15 protein-coding genes are annotated in these 17,780 nt (G+C 70.7%); 6 read left to right on the top strand and 9 right to left on the bottom strand.

What is annotated here, in order from left to right; all coding sequences use genetic code 11:
- Positions 1–61 precede the first annotated feature (61 nt).
- From STROP_RS04800 to STROP_RS04790, 3 genes are all read right to left on the bottom strand, one after another.
- Positions 62–319 carry a WhiB family transcriptional regulator gene (locus tag STROP_RS04800; protein WP_011904858.1) on the bottom strand — a complete coding sequence of 86 codons (258 nt, stop codon included), beginning with the start codon at positions 317–319 and terminating at the stop codon, positions 62–64.
- Positions 320–1,021: 702 nt separating this feature from the next.
- Entirely contained in the window at positions 1,022–3,532 is a 2,511-nt protein-coding gene (locus STROP_RS04795; protein WP_026274775.1) for a bifunctional FO biosynthesis protein CofGH, read from the bottom strand.
- 93 nt (positions 3,533–3,625) lie between these two features.
- Positions 3,626–4,519 (bottom strand): hypothetical protein, encoded by an 894-nt coding sequence (locus STROP_RS04790; protein ID WP_011904856.1) that lies wholly within the window; start codon positions 4,517–4,519, stop codon positions 3,626–3,628.
- A gap of 99 nt (positions 4,520–4,618) precedes the next feature.
- Between STROP_RS04790 and cofD the strand changes: the two genes are divergently transcribed.
- The gene (gene cofD, locus STROP_RS04785; RefSeq protein WP_026275623.1) at positions 4,619–5,566 is read left to right on the top strand and encodes a 2-phospho-L-lactate transferase; all 948 of its coding nucleotides are present in this window, start codon (positions 4,619–4,621) and stop codon (positions 5,564–5,566) included.
- On the top strand, positions 5,563–6,651 hold the full coding sequence (locus STROP_RS04780; protein ID WP_011904854.1) for a coenzyme F420-0:L-glutamate ligase: 1,089 nt from the start codon (positions 5,563–5,565) through the stop codon (positions 6,649–6,651). Before cofD ends, STROP_RS04780 begins: the two co-directional genes overlap by 4 nt.
- 57 nt (positions 6,652–6,708) lie before the next feature.
- Here the strand turns inward: STROP_RS04780 and STROP_RS04775 are convergent, their stop codons facing one another.
- Positions 6,709–7,743, bottom strand: coding sequence for a hypothetical protein (locus STROP_RS04775; protein WP_026274778.1), 1,035 nt, complete (start codon positions 7,741–7,743; stop codon positions 6,709–6,711).
- A 64-nt stretch (positions 7,744–7,807) separates the two neighbouring features.
- On the opposite strand from STROP_RS04775, the gene STROP_RS04770 reads away from it, so the two are divergent.
- Complete coding sequence (locus STROP_RS04770) at positions 7,808–8,407, top strand: NUDIX hydrolase (protein WP_011904852.1); 600 nt, start codon at positions 7,808–7,810, stop codon at positions 8,405–8,407.
- Here the strand turns inward: STROP_RS04770 and STROP_RS04765 are convergent.
- Entirely contained in the window at positions 8,376–9,473 is a 1,098-nt protein-coding gene (locus STROP_RS04765; protein WP_011904851.1) for a mannose-1-phosphate guanylyltransferase, read from the bottom strand. The genes STROP_RS04770 and STROP_RS04765 overlap by 32 nt on opposite strands.
- Before the next feature lie 55 nt (positions 9,474–9,528).
- Positions 9,529–10,674, bottom strand: coding sequence for a glycosyltransferase family 4 protein (locus STROP_RS04760; RefSeq protein ID WP_011904850.1), 1,146 nt, complete (start codon positions 10,672–10,674; stop codon positions 9,529–9,531).
- 151 nt (positions 10,675–10,825) lie between these two features.
- On the opposite strand from STROP_RS04760, the gene STROP_RS04755 reads away from it, so the two are divergent.
- Positions 10,826–11,515, top strand: a complete 690-nt coding sequence (locus STROP_RS04755) for a TIGR03089 family protein (RefSeq protein WP_011904849.1) — start codon at positions 10,826–10,828, stop codon at positions 11,513–11,515.
- Between the two features lie 17 nt (positions 11,516–11,532).
- Here the strand turns inward: STROP_RS04755 and STROP_RS04750 are convergent, their stop codons facing one another.
- Together STROP_RS04750 and STROP_RS04745 are read right to left on the bottom strand one after the other, a co-directional pair.
- Complete coding sequence (locus STROP_RS04750; protein WP_011904848.1) at positions 11,533–13,530, bottom strand: acetoacetate--CoA ligase; 1,998 nt, start codon at positions 13,528–13,530, stop codon at positions 11,533–11,535.
- A gap of 150 nt (positions 13,531–13,680) precedes the next feature.
- The gene (locus tag STROP_RS04745) at positions 13,681–14,199 is read right to left on the bottom strand and encodes an acyl-CoA thioesterase (RefSeq protein ID WP_011904847.1); all 519 of its coding nucleotides are present in this window, start codon (positions 14,197–14,199) and stop codon (positions 13,681–13,683) included.
- A 23-nt stretch (positions 14,200–14,222) separates the two neighbouring features.
- On the opposite strand from STROP_RS04745, the gene STROP_RS04740 reads away from it, so the two are divergent.
- Positions 14,223–14,870, top strand: a complete 648-nt coding sequence (locus STROP_RS04740; RefSeq protein WP_011904846.1) for a hypothetical protein — start codon at positions 14,223–14,225, stop codon at positions 14,868–14,870.
- Between the two features lie 66 nt (positions 14,871–14,936).
- Here STROP_RS04740 and STROP_RS04735 read toward each other — a convergent pair whose 3' ends face one another.
- Entirely contained in the window at positions 14,937–16,100 is a 1,164-nt protein-coding gene (locus STROP_RS04735) for an acyl-CoA dehydrogenase family protein (protein ID WP_011904845.1), read from the bottom strand.
- Between the two features lie 249 nt (positions 16,101–16,349).
- On the opposite strand from STROP_RS04735, the gene STROP_RS04730 reads away from it, so the two are divergent.
- Positions 16,350–17,777, top strand: coding sequence for a UDP-glucose dehydrogenase family protein (locus STROP_RS04730; protein WP_011904844.1), 1,428 nt, complete (start codon positions 16,350–16,352; stop codon positions 17,775–17,777).
- The last annotated feature ends 3 nt before the right edge of the window (positions 17,778–17,780 follow it).

Genomic DNA, 17,780 nt, shown 5'->3' with positions numbered 1-17,780 from the left:
CCCGTGCCCGGCCACGGCGACGATCCGGGGCAGCCCCCACCGCCCCGGATCCAACCTGATGTCAGGCGGCACGCCGCTTGAGCCGGCGGCGCTCTCGCTCGGAGAGACCACCCCAGATGCCGAACCGCTCGTCGTGACCGAGCGCGTATTCGAGGCACTCGGTCTTGACCTCGCAGCGCGAGCAGATCCGCTTCGCCTCACGGGTTGAGCCGCCCTTCTCGGGGAAGAACGCCTCCGGGTCGGTCTGCGAGCAAAGCGCCCGCTCCTGCCACTCCGGCGCGTTTCCGAGCAGGTCGGCCGCCTCGAGCTGGCCGTCCATTCAATGCCTCCTTGTCGCGCACCGACGTCATCGCCGCTGCAACCCCCCACGCGAAAGGCGTGCTGTCCGTTCGGTACCGGTACGTAGCGTTTCGCGAACAGCCCCAGTCAAATTACACGCGTGTCATACGTGCGCCGTCAAGCCAAACTTGATAATGAGGCTGCCCTCCACATCTCACCCGGTCCGACCCATCCGGCCTCCCGGCCTCGCAACCTGCCCTACCGATTCAGACCCCCGCCGGGTAACGCCCGCCCCGGCGAGTTGCCAGAGTTTTCTGCGTGGCGCGGCATTGAACGCCTGTCAAGCCAACCCGCCGAACCGACTCGTTGATCTTGACGATTCCCAGGCTATCCCGCCGCCGCCACACCCATCACCAAGGGTGGCCAGGGAGCGCAAGCCCTTGTCCACATAGTGGACATGCCATGAAACGGGGGATATAGCACGACGGACAGAAACGCCGCTGAAGCATCGCCCAGACAAGAGAATCCAACCGTGAGTCCACTATGGACTGTAACTCCGACAGTGTCGGGCCGACGATCCCACCAAACGGTACAGCGACCGACCGAGGGCCGGGCCGGCCGCCGCCAGCGGTCTGTCCGATCGCCGCGAACCCCGCCCACGTCCAGCGAACCAACCCACGGCCGGGGCGCTGTCCCACGGCCAGCGACCCAGCCAACAGGCCGGCGGCGGGACGGTCAGGCGCTACCCGACCCGATGGCCGTACGCGGTTGTTCGCTTGTTCGCTGGCCGCCCGGCCGCTGCCGCGATCGCGATCAACTGCTCCTCGGTCCGGGCCGACCCGTTGCCCGAACCTGCCATCCGGGAGATCGTCTCCTCCATCAGGGTGCCACCCAGATCGTTACAACCGCCCCGGAGCAGTTCGGCGCTCCCCTCGTCGCCCAGCTTCACCCACGAGCACTGAATGTTGTGAACCCGACCGTGTAGCAACAGCCGGGACATCGCGTGCACCACCCGGTTCTCCCGCCAGGTCGGCCCCGGACGGGCGATCCCCGCCAGGTAGATCGGGGCGTTGGTGTGCACGAACGGCAGCGCGACAAACTCGGTGAAGCCACCCGTGCGGTCCTGCGTGTCGGCCAACACCCGGAAGTGGGTAAGCCACTGCGCGGGATGGTCAACGTGCCCGTACATCATCGTGGAGCTGGACCGAATCCCCAGCTCGTGCGCGGTGGTGACCACCTCGACCCAGGCGGCCGTCGGCAGCTTGCCCTTGGTGAGAACCCAGCGCACCTCGTCATCGAGGATCTCGGCGGCGGTGCCGGGGATGGTGTCCAGCCCGGCCTCCCGCAGCCCGGTCAGCCACTCCCGGATGGACACGCCCGCCTTGCCAGCCGCGGTAACAACCTCCATCGGGGAGAACGCGTGCACGTGCATCTCCGGCACCCGGGTCTTGATCGCCCGCACCAGGTCGGCGTAGGCGGTCACCGGCAGCCTCGGGTCGATACCTCCCTGAAGGCACACCTCGCTGGCCCCTGCCCGCCACGCCTGCTCGGCCCGGTCCGCGATCTGGTCAACCGAGAGCCGGTACGCATCGGCGTCCCGCTCGCGCTGCGCGAAGGCACAGAAGCGGCAACCCACGTAGCAGACATTGGTAAAGTTGATGTTGCGGTTGACCACGTAGGTGACCTCGTCACCTACCGCGTCGCGACGTACGTCGTCGGCGATACGGCACAGCTGGTCCAGAGCCGGGCCGTCCGCCGCGAAGAGCGCCAACGCCGCAGCGGCGTGTCCGGGCTTCAGCAGCGACGCCGGATCGTCCGCGGCGAGGCGCAGACCGTCCCGCAGGTCGTGGTCGCCGATCCCGGCGGTCGCTCCGGCGCTCATCCGGCCGGCCACCATCGACCAGTCGCCGTAGACCTGGTCGAAGTCGCCCCGCCGATCGGTGGTACGGCCGGTGGTGTCGATGGTGGTGTGCAGGTCGGTCCGCCCGCCGTAGACCTCGTCCGGCTCCTGCCACGGCCGCCCCGTCGGGCGGGCGGTGGGCACCGCCAGGCCGGTCGCCGGATCCGCCAGGGCCTGAACGTGCGGCAGTAGGCGCGGGTCGAGCCACGGGTCACCGGCCCGGACGTACTCCGGGTAGATCGTCAACCGCTCCCGCAGAGCGAACCCGGCCTGCTCGGTCCGGCGGGACAGCTCGTCGAGCTGCGGCCAGGGCCGCTCCGGGTTGACGTGGTCCGGGGTCAACGGCGAGACACCGCCCCAGTCGTCGATACCGGCGCGCAGCAGCAGGTCGTACTCGCCCGCGATGAGGTTCGGTGGCGCCTGGAGGCGAGCCTGGGGGCCGAGCAGCACCCGGGCCACCGCCACGGTGGCGGCGAGATCGTGCAGCTCCGCGTCGGGCATTCCGCGCATCGCCGTGTCCGGCTTGGCCCGAAAGTTCTGCACGATCACCTCCTGGAGGTGGCCGTACTCCCGGTGTGACCGGCGAATCGCGAAGAGCGCGTCGACTCGCTCGGCCGGGGTCTCCCCGATCCCGATGAGGATGCCGGTCGTGAAGGGCACATTCACCCGACCCGCGTCCTCGAGCACCCGCAGCCGGACGGCCGGTTCCTTGTCCGGCGAGCCATAGTGCGGGCCTTTCGGCGAGGACCACAGCCGGGTGGCGGTGGTCTCCAACATCATGCCCATGCTCGGCGCGACCGGCTTGAGCCGCTGCAACTCGGACCAGCTGAGCACGCCCGGGTTGAGGTGTGGCAGCAGGCCCGTCTCCTCCAGCACGGCCACGGCGCAGGAGCGCACGTAGTCAAGCGTCGAGTCGTACCCACGCTCGTCCAGCCACTGGCGAGCTGCCGGCCAGCGCTCCTCCGGCCGGTCACCGAGGGTGAACAACGCCTCCTTGCAGCCGAGCTCCGCGCCCTGCCGGGCGATCGCCAGCACCTCGTCGCGGTCGAGGAACGCCGCCGGCAGTCGGTGCGGCACCGTGGCGAACGTGCAGTAGTGACACCGGTCCCGACAGAGTCGGGTGAGCGGGATGAAGACCTTCTTCGAGTACGTCACCACACCCGGCCGCCCGGCCGCGCGCAGCCCCGCGTCCCGGATCGCCCCGGCCACTTGGAACAACTCGTCCAGCGCGGCGCCCCGGGCGCTCAGCAGCGCTGTTGCCTCGTCGGTGTCCAGCGCTCGCCCGGACGCCGCTCGACGCAACGCCCGCCGCACACTCGCCTCGGTGGGGACCGACTCCGTGCGATCAACCATCCGCTCAGCGTATGCGTTCCACCCGCCTCCCCGCCCTGCCGGTTTGATCACTCCATGGGCCGGGGCCACCACGCGGGCCGGAGCCGAGGGCGGTCAGTCGGGGCTGTCAGACGGATTGATGGGTCGAGTGCGATCCTCGTCGTGCGACGGCGTCTGGGGCTCAACCGACTGGCGGGGAATCGCCTGCGTCGGTTCAGCCGACGGTTGGGCCGGCGGGGAAGCCCCGGCGTGCGGTGCGGCCGGCGGGAAAGCCCCGGCATGCGGTGCGGCCGGCGGGAAAGCCCCAGCATGCGGTGCGGCCGACTGGCCGTAGACCGCACCAGACTGGGGCGGAGCGGGCCAACCATCGCCCTGGCTGGGGCCGGGCCAACCAGCGCCCTGATTGGGGCCGGGCCAGCCGCCGGGCCCGGGGGCGGGCCACCCGGGCTGGCTGCCCGGCTGCCCACCGGGGGGCGACACCGGCCAACCGGGTGGGGGAGCGCCGTAGACCCCGGGCTGGGGCTTGGGCTTGGGCACGTAGTAGAGCTGACGCCAGATCCGATACACCGGGAAGCCGGCCAGCAGCAGCAGCCCCAGCCCAGCCAGCTGACTCAAGAACCCGAGGAAGGCGTCGAGCAGCTCCGCCGAGACCAGCCGGTCGACGGACCAGATCACGAAGATCAAAGCGCCGAAGAACGCGCTGAAGGCGTACTGACCCAACGCCACCTGGGTGATCAGCTTCGCCCGGGGAAGCACCGGGTGTAGATGCGTGGCGAGCAGGACCGCCAGCAACGGTAGGACGACCGCCTCGATGCTGGTGAACGCGGCGGCCGCGTTGCCGGCGTACCCGGCTTCGGAGATGGGCGAGGTCATGAGCCGAAGTAGGCCGGCAAAAAGGAGGAGGGCATTCGCGCCGAGGAGCACGAACGCCGCTGGTTCACGCAGCGGCCGGGTCAGTTGACGGGCCGGCGTCGTTTCGGTGGACGCCGGTTCGACAGGGCTGGTCACGGTATCCCCCTTCGAACGGAATTGGACAGCTGTCGACGTGAGCCTAGTCTCCCGGGTGGCCCGGAGCCCGGAGGCGGTGGGTAGGCGAGGATGGACGGCATGCGCATCGTGGTTCTGACCGGAGGAATCGGCGGCGCCCGGTTCCTGCTCGGGGTGCGGGCTTACGCCCGCGCGATCGGCGCCGAGGTGACCGCCGTGGTCAACGTGGGCGACGACCTGTATCTGCACGGCCTGAAGGTCTGCCCGGACCTGGACAGCGTCATGTACACGTTGGGTGGTGGCGCCGATCCGGAACGTGGCTGGGGACGCGTTGCGGAGAGTTGGACGGTACGGGAGGAACTGGCCGCGTACGGGGCAGAGCCGGCCTGGTTTGGGCTGGGGGACCGAGATCTCGCCACCCACCTGGTCCGCACCACCAGGATCACTGCCGGCTACCCACTGCACCAGGTCACCGCCGCACTGGCCACCCGCTGGGAGCCCGGCGTACGCCTGCTACCGGCGACCGACGACCGCCTGGAGACCCACGCGGTGGTCGACCTCGACGGCCGCCAGCGGGCGATTCACTTCCAGGAGTGGTGGATTCGGCATCGGGCCGAGATTCCCACGCACCGGTTCGTCTTCGTCGGCGCGGAGGACGCGAAGCCGGCACCGGGCGTGACCGAGGCGATCACTGAGGCGGACCTGGTGCTGCTCGCACCGAGCAACCCGGTGGTGAGCATCGCCCCGATCCTGGCCGTGCCCGGATTGCGGGACGCGGTCACGGCGGGCAAGGCCCCGGTGGTCGGGGTGTCCCCGATCATCGGCGCCGCCCCGGTCCGTGGGATGGCCGACCGGTGCCTGAACGTGCTCGGCATCGAGTGCAGCGCCGCCGGAGTGGGCGGTCTCTATGGTGGGCGGGCCAGCGGTGGTCTGCTCGACGGCTGGCTGGTAGCCGAGGAAGACGCGGCGACGGTGGTGCCGGAGGTGCGGGTCCACGCGGCACCGCTGCGGATGACGGACGAGGCGGCGACCACGGCGATGGTCCACGCCGCGGTGGGGTTGATGTGAACCTGGAAATCATGCCGGTGCACGGCATCGGCCATGTGTCCGAAGGCGACGACCTGGCATCCATGATCATGTCTGCGGCGCCGTGGCTGCGCGACGGCGACGTCCTGGTGGTGACGAGCAAAATCGTCTCGAAGGCGGAGGGACGTCTGGTGGATGTCCCAGCCGACGGGCCGGAACGGCTCACGGCCCGCGCTGAGGTGCTGGCGGCGGAGACCGCGCGGGTGGTCGCCGCCCGCGGCGCGACCCGGATCGTCCAAACCCACCACGGCTTCGTGATGGCCGCCGCGGGCATCGACGCGTCCAACGTCGACAAGACCCGGCTGGTGCTGCTCCCAGTTGACCCGGACGCCTCCGCCCGGGCGCTGCGCGCCGCGCTACGACAGCGGTACGGCCTCGATGTGCCGATCATCATCAGCGACACCATGGGCCGGCCGTGGCGCAACGGGCTCACCGATGTCGCGCTCGGCGTCGCCGGCCTCGACGCCGTCCACGACCACCGGGGTGAGGTCGACCCGTACGGCAACGAGTTGGAACTCACCCAGATGGCGGTGGTCGACGAACTGGCCGGCGCAGGCGAACTGGTCAAGGGCAAGTGCGACCAGGTGCCGGTCGCGGTCGTACGCGGTTACCCCACCACCCCGAGGGCCGACGACGGACTCGGGGCGAGGGCCCTGATTCGGGACTCGTCGTTGGACCTGTTCTCGCTCGGCACCGCCGAGGCGCGGGCCGCCGGGCTTGCCGAGGCCGCCAACCTGCCGACCGGCACCGGACCGACGGCACCCGACCCGGCTGCGATCGACCGGGCGATCGCCGTCGTCGGTGCGACAGTAGCCCCCGGCACGGTCTTCACCCACGTCACCGACCCGGCAACCCACGACCAGCTGGCCAGCACGGTACCGGGCTGGCCGGCGGCAGCGAACACCCTGCTACTCGCCGCCCCGCCGACCCCGGTGGACCCGTTCGGGCTGGTTCGGTTCGGCGCGGACGTACACCGCCTGCGCGCCGCCCTGGCTGCCGAGGGCCTCCCGTCGACCCTGCTGCCGCCCCCGCCCGGCACCTCCGCCACCGCGGCGCTGGCGCTCTAGGGCTGGTGGCGCCGGATGACGGAGCCGCGGCGGGCCCACCCCGCAATCCGGTAGGGGTCAGCCCACCCAGAGCGCAACCCGGTGGTCCTCGTCGGTGACGTAAAACCGGCTCCCGTCGAGCTCGGCAAGCCCTTCGACATGGTGGAAGGGCGCGAGGTCCGCGACCAACTCGCCGGTGATCCGGTGGCCCTGGTCGGGGAGTCGGAAGCGGACGTGCCGGGAGGTCACCTCCCCACCCGCCGGGTGGTCGGCCAGCAGCACCGAACCCTTCCCGAGCGCGTCGATCGAGCCGATCACCGCCGCGTAGTCGCCCTCCGCGCCAGGCACCATCGCCCGGAAGCCGGCCAACGCGCCGGGTGGGGTGACCCCGGTCAGTACGTACGTGCCCAGCGCCTCCGGCCAGGTCGGGCTGGGCGCGAACATCTGGGGTACCCCGGCCAGCTCCACCAGGATCGGGTCGCCCTCGGCAGTGACCGGGAACCGGAGCCCGAGCAGCGCCGTGCCGGCCGGGGTGAAGGCGACCGCCTCCACATTGAGCGGCAGATCGTCGACGGCCAGCCGCTCGACCCAGCCCTTGGACCGGGCGGTCCCCCGCGCCACGGTGGCGCCGATGAACCGGGAGCGGACCTGGTCTCCCGGCGGCAGCGGGGTGAACGGGGCCTTGATCAGGGCGTCGTTCACCGCCCGGTGGATCCGGAACCGGTTGCGCACCACCTGCACCGGCAGCAGGCCGCGGGCCGCGTCCTGCTCGCGGAACCGGGCCACGAAAGCCCGCCGCGGACGCAGCGGGCCGGCCTTCGATCCGAAGTGCGACCCGAAGACATACACCCACCCGTCGTGGTGGGCCAACGCCTCGCCGTCCTCGGTACGGCCGTTCTCGGCTCCGGCGTCGGCGGTCACGTGCTGGGCCGTCCAGGTGCCGTCGGTAAGCTCCAGGAGCAGCGCGAGGCACTGCTCGACCGGGCCCTCGTCGAGCACCGTCCAGAAGCCACGCCGGGCACCGTGCGCGCGCAGCAGCGCCGGCGAACGCACCGGGAGCAGGTCACTGGCCTCGTTGTCGCCCACCACAAATTCCAGGAGTCGCAGAGTCACCAGCCAAGCGTACGAACACCGCACCCGTAGGGTTGCGGGCGCACCCCCAACGTCAGGAGGGCCCTTGTCAACGCCCGATCTCCGAGCCGGCTCGCAGGCCGATCCCGCCCTGCACGCCGATGCCCTCACCGTGCTGCGTGGCTGGGTGCCCACGTCGGCGGCCGCCGCCGATGCCCGGGACCGAACGCTGGACCTCCTCACCGCCGGGCCGGAAGCGATGAGCCGAACGCACCGGGCCGGCCACGTCACCGCCAGCGCGCTGGTGCTCGACGCCACCGGTTCCCAGGTGCTGCTCTGCCTGCACGGCAAGCTCCACCAGTGGGTGCAGCTCGGCGGGCACTGCGAGCCCGACGATCCGACCCTGGCCGCGGCGGCGCTGCGGGAGGCGACCGAGGAGTCCGGCGTGACCGGCCTGCGGATCGATCCGGTGCCGATCGACGTGGACATTCATCCGGTCACCTGCCAGGGCGGCTCATTCCACCACGACGTACGCTTCGCCGTCCTCGCCCCGCCCGGCGCACGGCTCCAGGTCAGCGAGGAGTCCGAGGAGCTGGGCTGGTTTCCACCGAACCAGCTTCCGACTCCGTTGGCCGGCGGGACCACCCAGCTGATCAGACCGGCACTGGCGGCGCTCAGACGAGCCCCACTTCACCCCGCTCCTTGAGCTCGTCGACGAGTTGCTTCACGTCCTGGGCGCGGGCACGCGGGCAGACCAGCAACGCGTCCGGGGTGTCGACCACGATCATGTCGTGCACTCCAACCGTCGCGACGAGCCGGCCCGAGTGCGGGACAACCACCAGGTTCGTGCTGTCGCGCAACAGGACACTGGGCTTCGCCTCCCCGCCCAGGACCATGGTGCCGGCCGGATCCGTCGGCAGGACCTCGCCGAGGGTGTGGAAGTCACCGACGTCGTTCCAGCCGAAATCGCCGGGGACCGTCGCCACTCGGCCCGCGGTCGCCGCCCCCTCCATCACCGCATAGTCGACCGAGATCTTCGGCAGCGTCGGCCACACCGTGCCGAGTACCTCGTCCTGGCCCTCGGTGCCCCAGGCGGCGGCGATCTCGAGAACGCCCGCGTGCAGCGCTGGTTGCTGTCGGGCCAACTCGGCGAGGAAGACATCCACCCGCCACACGAACATGCTGGCGTTCCAGAGGTGCCGCCCGGACCGTAGGTACGCCTCCGCCACCGCGGTGTCCGGCTTCTCCTTGAACTCGACCACCGGCCGCAGCATCCCGTTTCCGGTCGGCTCGCCGGTCTCCAGGTAGCCGTAGCCGGTCTCCGCCCAGGCCGGGGTGATCCCGACCGTCATCAACAGCCCCTGCTCGGCCCCCTGGGCGGCCTGACGCACCGTCTCCCGCCACCCGGACGGGTCACCGATCAGATGGTCCGCCGCGAACGAGCCCATCACCGCGGTCGGCTCCTGACGGGCGATCACGGCGGCAGCCAGTGCGATCGCTGCACACGAGTCCCGCGGCGACGGCTCGACCAGGATGTTCTGCTCCGGCAGCCCGGCCAGCTGGCGGGCCACCGCGGTGGCGTGTGCCGTACCAGTGACCACGAAGGTGCGCTCCGGCGTCGCCAGCGGACCAAGCCGCTCCACGGTCGCCTGCAACAGTGACGCAGCGGACCCGGTGAGCTGGTGAAGAAACTTTGGATGCCCGGCGCGGGACAACGGCCACAGCCTGGTGCCGCTGCCACCCGCCGGGATGACGGCGTAAATCACCTGCACATTCTCCCCGAACAGATCGGCTGAGGCCGCCGGGTCAGCCGAACAGGCGCCCCGTTCACGACCGGGCCCGCGACCAGGCGGCGAGGTGCACGTCGGCGCTGGATTGCCAGGTGAACTCCTTGGCCCGGTCGAACCCGGCCTGGGCCAGCGCCAGCCGGCGGTGTTCGTCGTCGAGCAACGCGGCCAGGTCGGCGGCGATCTGATCCGGTGCCTCGCTGGTGTACGCGACCGCCTCGCCGCCCACCTCGGGCAGAGAGAGCCGGGGCGTCGTCAGCACCGGCGCCGCACAGGCCATCGCCTCCAGGATCGGCAGGCCGAACCCCTCGCCGTACGACGGGTAGGCGGAGACCAAGGCCCCACCGAGGAAACCCGGCAGGTCGGCGTAGCGCAGGTAACCGGGGCGGAGCAGGCGCAGGTGCGACGGCACCTCGGCGACCGCGCGATCGATCTCGTCGTCGTGCCCCTGCCCCCCGGCGACCACCAGGGCTGGCGGCTGGTGCCGGTCCGCCACGGCCCGCGCCCAGCCCCGAATGAGGTTGGGAACGTTCTTGCGGGGCTCCTTGGCACCGAGGAACGCGACGTAGCTCTGGCTGCCGAGCCCCAGCCGGGCCCGGACCCGGGCCTTCTCCTCGGCGCTCGGGGCGTGGAACGCGACATGATCAACCCCGTGGTACGCGACATCAATCCGGGTCGGGTCAGCGTCCAACAGCCGAATCAGCTCGTCCCGGGTGGCTTTACTGGGCACGATCACCCGGTCGGCGCGGCGCAACGACGTCCGGATCGCGCTGCGGAAGAAGGTGCGACGGGACTTGTCGTAGTGCTCTGGCTCGGTGAAGAAGGTGGCGTCGTGCACGGTCACGGTGACCGGACAGCCCGCCCGCAGCGGGCAGGTGTAGAAGGGCGAATGCAGCACCTGGGCGCCGACCTGCTGGGCGAGCAGCGGCAGGCCGGTCTGTTCCCAGGCGAGCCGCGCGGGCCGGTGCGCCACAGCGGCCGGGGCGGGGATGATCTCCGCCCCGGGCAGCATCCGGGTATAGCGTTCAAGATCCGTCCGAAGGCTGACCACGACCAGGTCAACGCTGGTGCCGCAGACCTTCCCGAGCGCGCCGAGCAGGCCGTCAACATATCTACCGACGCCGCCACGATCGGCGGGAACACTCGTGGCGTCAATGAGCACACGGGGCGGGCTGCCGGCGGTCAAGGGGCGACTCCTTGCACTCGGGGGTGTGGGGTACGACACTTTCGCCGTAAGCCTACGCCGCACCCCCGCCCGGGCGAGGACTGCGACCCGGCGCTGAGCCAGGTCGTCGTCGCCCTCGGGTCCGAGCGGCGGGAGCGTATCGTTCGCGCTGATGGCCGACAACCTTGCCCGGGTCCTCGCGGACGCGATCGCACCCGACCCGACCCGACCGCTGCTCACCTGGTACGACGACGCCACCGGCGAACGCACCGAACTCTCTGGCGCTACCTGCGCGAACTGGGTGGCCAAGACCGCCAATCTGCTGGTCGACGGGGTGGGACTCGCACCCGGCGATACCGCCGGAGTACTCCTGCCCCCGCACTGGCAGACCGCCGCCGTGCTACTCGGATGCTGGTCGGCTGGCCTCACCGTGGCTGACTCGCCCGACGACGTGGACGTTCTCTTCGTCGCCACCGGCCGGGTGGCCGAGGCGGACCGATCCTACGCCGGTGACCGCTACCTACTCGCGCTGGACCCGTTCGCCCGGCCGCTACGGGAGGTGCCACCGGGGTACGCGGACTTCGCGTCCGAGGTACGGACGCACGGCGACCACTTCGGGGCGCCCGCACCCGGCGGGCCGGCCCAGGCGGAGCTGGCCGCCCGGGCGGCGGCGCGCGCCACGGACCTCGGGCTCACCCCCGGCACACGGGTCCTGATTGACGTCGACCGCTACCCGGACCCGGTCGACTGGCTCTTGGCCCCGCTGACCGCGAACGCCTCCACGGTCCTGGTCGCCCACCCCGACGCCAGCCGTCTCGGCGCCCGCGCCGTCGCCGAGCGGACCACCCTCACCCTGCCTTGATCCCTAATCGATGGCCGTCACAGGGCTCGCCCACCGGTGGCGTCGTCGTGGGCGGCTCGGCGCTGAGCCAGGCCCGCGAAGGCGGTCAACGACTCTGGGTTGGCCAGCGCACCCCTGGCTGCCGCTGAATCGACCGGGGTGCCGGTCAGGATCTTCTTGACCGGCACCTCCAGCTTCTTCGCGGACAGGGTCCGCGGGACGGCCTCGACCGGATGGATCTCATCGGGCACGTGCCGGGGCGACAGGGCGGTACGCAGTTCCCGGCAGATCCGGGCCCGCAGCGCGTCGCCCCACTCCACGCCCACGGCGAGCACCACGAACAGGAGCAGCTCACCAGCGCCGCCCTCGGCGTCCTCCAGGTGCACGACGAGCGAGTCGACGACCTCGTCCAGCCCTTCCACCACCGAGTAGAACTCTGCGGTGCCGAGGCGAACCCCACCCCGGTTCAACGTCGCGTCGGAGCGGCCGGTGATGACGCAACCACCCCGCGAGTTGATCGTGATCCAGTCGCCGTGCCGCCAGACGCCGGGGTAGCGGTCGAAGTACGCCTCCCGGTACCGACTGCCGTCGGCGTCGCCCCAGAACCCGACCGGCATGCTCGGCATTGGCTCAGTGATCACCAACTCACCCAGCGCACCGATGACCGGGGTGCCGTCGCCGGAGCGTGCCTCCACCTTCGCCCCGAGCGCCCGGCAGGCGATCTCGCCCGCGTGCACGGGCAGCAACGGACTTCCGCCGACAAAGCCGGTGCAGACATCGGTTCCGCCGGAGAGCGACTGAAGCTGGAGCGCGTCGCCGACGTTCCCGTAAACCCAGCGGAAGCCCTCGGGGGGCAGTGGCGCGCCGGTGGAGCCGACCCCACGCAGGGCAGACAGGTCGGCGAACTGGGTCGGGACCAGCCCGGCCTTGCGACAGGCCAGCAGGAACGGCGCCGAGGTACCGAGGTAGGTGGTGCCGGTGCGCTCGGCCAGCCGCCACAGCGTCCCCAGATCGGGGTGGCCCGGGTCGCCGTCGAAGAGCACGATCGACGCCCCCACGGCCGGCCCGGAGACGAGGAGGTTCCACATCATCCAGCCGGTCGTGGTGAACCAGAAGAACCGGTCCGCCGGGCCCAGGTCGTGGTGCAGGGCGAGCATCTTCAGGTGCTCGAGCAGGATGCCGCCATGGCCGTGCACGATTGGCTTGGGCAGGCCCGTCGTGCCGGAAGAGTAGAGCACATAGAGCGGATGATCGAAGGGCACCGGCGTGAAGGTGAGCGGCTCGTCGGTGGCCGCGGCGAGATCGGCCCAGGCGATCGTGTCCGCCGGGGGGAGACCGGCCGGATCGAGATACGCGATGCCGACGGTGTGTGAAAGCGACGGCAGCGCGGCTCGAACAGCGGCCACCTCGGCCCGCCGGTCGACCGGCTTGTTGCCATAGCGGTAGCCGTCGACGGCGACCAGAACCTTCGGCTCGATCTGCTGCCAGCGGTCGGTCACGCTCCGGGTGCCGAACTCAGGCGCGCAGGAGGAGAAGATCGCGCCGAGGCTGGCGCAGGCCAGCAACAGCACGTACGTCTCGGGAATGTTCGGCGCGTACGCGGCCACCCGATCACCCGCGCCGACGCCGAGGCGACGTAGTCCCGCGGCGACCCGGCGGACCTGCTCCCGCAGCTCGGCGGCGGAGAGGATGACCGGTGGCCGGGTCTGGCCGTGGGCGATCACCACCGGGTCGGCGTCGCCCCGGCCCGGCATCCGCAGCACGTTCTCGGCGTAGTTGAGGGTGGCGCCGGGGAACCAGCGGGCGCCGGGCATGGTTTGCTCGGCGAGCGTGGCCGTGGCCGGGGCGTGCGACACGACCTCGAAGTGGTCCCAGATCGACTGCCAGAAGGCGGGCAGGTCGGTGACCGACCAGCGCCACAGTGCGTCGTAGTCGGCGAAGTCAAGCCCCCGGTGCGTACTCAGCCACCGCAGGTAGGTCCCGATCCGGGACCGCTCACGCACATCCGCCGGCGGCTTCCACAGCACCTCACCCATCGCTCCACCCTCCCTCGGTCCGGCACAACGCTGTACGGCCGTGGCGCCATCTTGCCCTACCTCGAGGCGCCGTCGCCTGCGCCTGGTCCCGGACGCCCCGGCACATCGCCTCGCCGCCGGCGGTTTCGACCGATGTGGACCGGCGACGCTTCAGCCGTCCCGGTGTGCCTGGATCGCCCGACGACGGGCGAGTCGGTGCGCCCGCCGAATCTCCGCCTCTCGGAAGCGCCGCTGGTCCGTAACGGTCTCCGGGGCTACCGGTGGGACCGAGCGAGGGCTGCCGCCGGCGTCGACGCCGACGAAGACGAGGTACGCGGTGGCGACCCGCACCGGTTCTCCCTCGGCCGAGTCCCATCGTTCGGCGGTGACCCGCACCCCGACCTCCATCGAGGTCTGCCCGGCCCAATTGACCTGGGCGTACGCGTGCACCAAGTCCCCGACCCGCACCGCTTCAGAGAAGACGATCTCGTCAATCGCCGCGGTCACGGCCGTCCCGCCACTGTGCCGGGCGGCGGCGGCCCCCGCGACGTCGTCCACGAACTTCATCAGCACTCCGCCGTGCACGGTGCCGTAGAGGTTTACATCGACGGCTGTCATGATTCGACTCAGCGTGACCCGGGAGTATGCGGTCGGCCTGCCCGGTGCGGTGATGGCGGGATACTCGGTCATATCGGAGACGGTACGGTGCGCGGATGCGACATCTTTGGAGCTTCCTCGCGGGTCTCGTGGTGGTACCCGTCACGTGGATCCTGGTCACTCTCGGTCAGGATGGATCGACGCGCACCGTCGACCGCTGGGTGGAGGTCGATCGGTTCAACTCGGCCAACCTGATCGAGCCCGCGGTCTGGCTGTTCGTCGGCGGCATCCTGCTCGGACTCCTCGGGACGCTGCGCGTCTCGCCGGCCGGCCCGATCGTCGCCGGATTGCTGCTCGCTACCCCGTACCTGGGGTTGGCCATCAGGCCGTTCACTGTCCGTGACCGCTTCCCGACGGACTGGGAGGTGCTCGGCGACCCACTGCCGCTGCTTCTGCCGCTGGAGAACGGCACACTCTTCCTGATCGGCCTCCTGCTGCTGGTCGCCGGTTTCAGCGGTCAACGCTGGCGGCGGTGGCCGACGACCGAGGCGGAACCGAAGGCAGCGGAGGCGCCGGAACCACCGGACCCCTCGCTCCACGACTGGTCGCCCACATCGGAGCCAGACAGCACCGAACCAGTCCTGGGCTACCCCAAGTCCGACCCGACCGAATCGCTACCCCGACAGACCGGCGGCGAGACCCCCTGGTCTGCCCCGCCACGCGGCAGCCGCCGGCAGACCAACACCACCACCGGGCTGCGCTGACCATCCAATCGAGCCCACGCCCGGCCCCGTTCCGGCGGGCCGGGCGCCGGCCCGCCGGCGGGTGGATCAGCCCTTCAACAGTTGCCGTGCTATGACGATGCGCTGCACCTGGTTCGTGCCCTCGTAGATCTGGGTGATCTTCGCGTCGCGCATCATCCGCTCGACCGGGTAGTCCCGGGTGTAGCCATACCCACCGAGCAGCTGCACGGCGTTGGTGGTGATCTCCATGGCCGCATCGGAGGCGAAGCACTTGGCCGCCGCGCCGAAGTAGGTCAGGTCCGCGTCCCCCCGCTCGGAACGGGCGGCCGCGGCATAGGTCAGCTGCCGCGCCGCCTCCAGCTTCATGCCCATGTCCGCGAGCATGAACTGGATGCCCTGGAAGTCGGCGACCGGCTTACCGAACTGCCGACGCTCCTGCACATACCCCTTGGCGTAGTCGAGTGCCCCCTGCGCGATGCCCACCGCCTGCGCGGCGATCGTGATCCGGGTGTGGTCCAGGGTCTGCATGGCGGTGGCGAAGCCGGTGCCCTCCGCACCGATCATGCGATCGGCGGGGATACGGACGCCGTCCAGGTAGACCTCGCAGGTCGGCGAGCCCTTGATCCCCAACTTCTTCTCCGGTGCGCCGAAGCTCACCCCCGGGTCGGACTTCTCGACCACGAAGGCCGAAATACCCCGGCTCCGGGCGGTCGGGTCGGTCACGGCGAAGACCGTGTAGAACTCGGACACGCCAGCGTTGGTGATCCATCGCTTGACGCCGTTGAGCACCCAGTGGTCGCCGTCCCGGACGGCCCGGGTGGTCATCGCGGCGGCGTCGCTGCCCGCCTCCGGCTCGGACAGGCAGTACGAGAACATCGCGTCGCCGGCCGCCACCGGGGTCAGGTACTTCCGCCTGAGCTCCGCGGACCCGGCCAGGATCAGCGGCATGGTGCCCAGCTTGTTGACCGCCGGAATCAGCGAGGAGGAGGCACAGGCACGCGCCACCTCCTCGATCACGATGACTGTGGCGAGGGCGTCGGCGTCGGCACCGCCGTACTCAGCGGGAATGTGCGGGGCGTGAAAGTCAGCCGCCCGCAACGCGTCGAAGGACGCCTTCGGGAACTCACCGGTCTCGTCCGCCTCGGCGGCGTGCGGTGCCACCTTCGCCGCACAGACCTCCCGAACCGCCTCCCGGACCGCCTGCTGCTCATCCGTCAATCGGTAGCCGTCGAACGCCTGCTCTGCGGCCATGTCGGCCCCTCCTCTTCACCGCTATCATGCGCAGTCTGTAGCGTCATCTGTCCGCGGACCGCGCAGACTGAAGGATAGCGACCCCGGGCTCGGGCGATGTTACCGCCGCGTAGGCCACGACGTGCCGCACTGACCGGCCCGCGCGGGAGCATGGTCAAACAATACGAACAACCACCTTCGGTGCCCTGGCAGGCGCCGCGGTCGGCAGCGACGCCACGAGCGGCGCCAGTGCGAGCGGAGAAGACAGGCGTGACGATCCCGTACCCGAACACCCAGCCAGTGCCACCGATCGCGGCGGTGACGCCCCCGTCCGGTGCCCCTCGCCCCCGGGTGACCTTCCTCGGCACCGGCTACCTTGGCGCGACATACGCCATCTGCTACGCCGAGCTGGGCTACGAGGTGCTCGGCTTTGACGTGGACGCCGACAAGATCGCCATGCTCGCTGCGGGTGAGGTGCCGATCCACGAGCCCGGCCTGGACGAGCTACTCAAGCGCAACCTCGCCGCCGGGCGGCTGCGTTTCAGCACCGACATGGCCGAGGTCGCCGAGTTCGGGGACGTGCACTTCATCTGTGTCGGCACCCCGCAGCGGGCCGACGCGCTAGGGGCGGACCTGTCGTACGTCGAGGCGGCGGTCACCAGCCTGGCGCAGCAGCTCACCCGGCCGGCGCTGATCGTCGGCAAGTCCACGGTGCCGGTTGGCACCGCGGAGTGGGTCGAGCAGCTGGTGAGCAAGCACACGCCGGCTGATCTGGGCATTGAGGTTGCCTGGAGCCCCGAGTTCCTCCAGGAGGGCTTCGCCGTCGACGACGTGCTCCGCCCGAACCGGATCGTGGTCGGCGTCAAGAGCGAATGGGCCAACGGGATGCTCTACGCCGCGCACAAGGGCGTCTTCGACCTGGCTGCCACAGAGGACCGCGAGGTGCCGATGGTGGTCACCGACTTCGCCACCGCGGAGCTGGTGAAGGTCGCGGCAAACGCCTTCCTGGCAACCAAGATTTCGTTCATCAACGCGATGGCGGAGGTCTGCGAGGCCGCTGGCGGCGACGTGACCCACCTGGCCCGCGCGGTCGGCTTCGACCCCCGAATCGGCAACCGGTTCCTCCAGGCCGGCCTCGGCTTCGGTGGGGCCTGCCTACCCAAGGACATCCGCGCCTTCCAGGCCCGGGCCCAGGAACTGGGTGCCGGCGAGGCGCTGCGCTTCCTGCACGAAGTGGATCTGATCAACCTGCGCCGCCGGACCCGGGTGGTCCAACTCGCCGCCGACCTACTCGACCGACGCACCGGCCCGGCCGGCCCCGATCTCTCCGGCATCCGAATCGGCGTGCTCGGTGCGACCTTCAAGCCCAACACCGACGACGTCCGCGACGCCCCGGCCCTCGCCGTGGCATCGCTACTTCACAAGGCCGGCGCTGACGTGCACGTTTACGACCCGGAGGGGATGGAGCGTGCCCGCGCCGTGGCGCCCGAGTTGACCTACGAACCGGGCATCAACGAGGCGGTGGCCGGTGCCGACCTGATCTGCGTCCTGACCGAGTGGGCTGACTTCCGCAACGCCGACCCGGTCGCGCTCGGCGCTCTGGTCGCCGGCCGCCGGGTGGTTGACGGCCGCAACTGCCTCGATTCAACATTGTGGACGCAGGCTGGTTGGGACTACCGCGGCATGGGCCGCCCGTAACCC

Origin of the sequence: Salinispora tropica CNB-440 (assembly GCF_000016425.1) — a bacterium.
In the GTDB taxonomy this organism is placed as follows: Bacteria; Actinomycetota; Actinomycetes; order Mycobacteriales; family Micromonosporaceae; genus Micromonospora; species Micromonospora tropica.
Note: the sequence above shows the minus strand (reverse complement) of the source record. Positions and strands in the feature narration are given on the sequence as shown.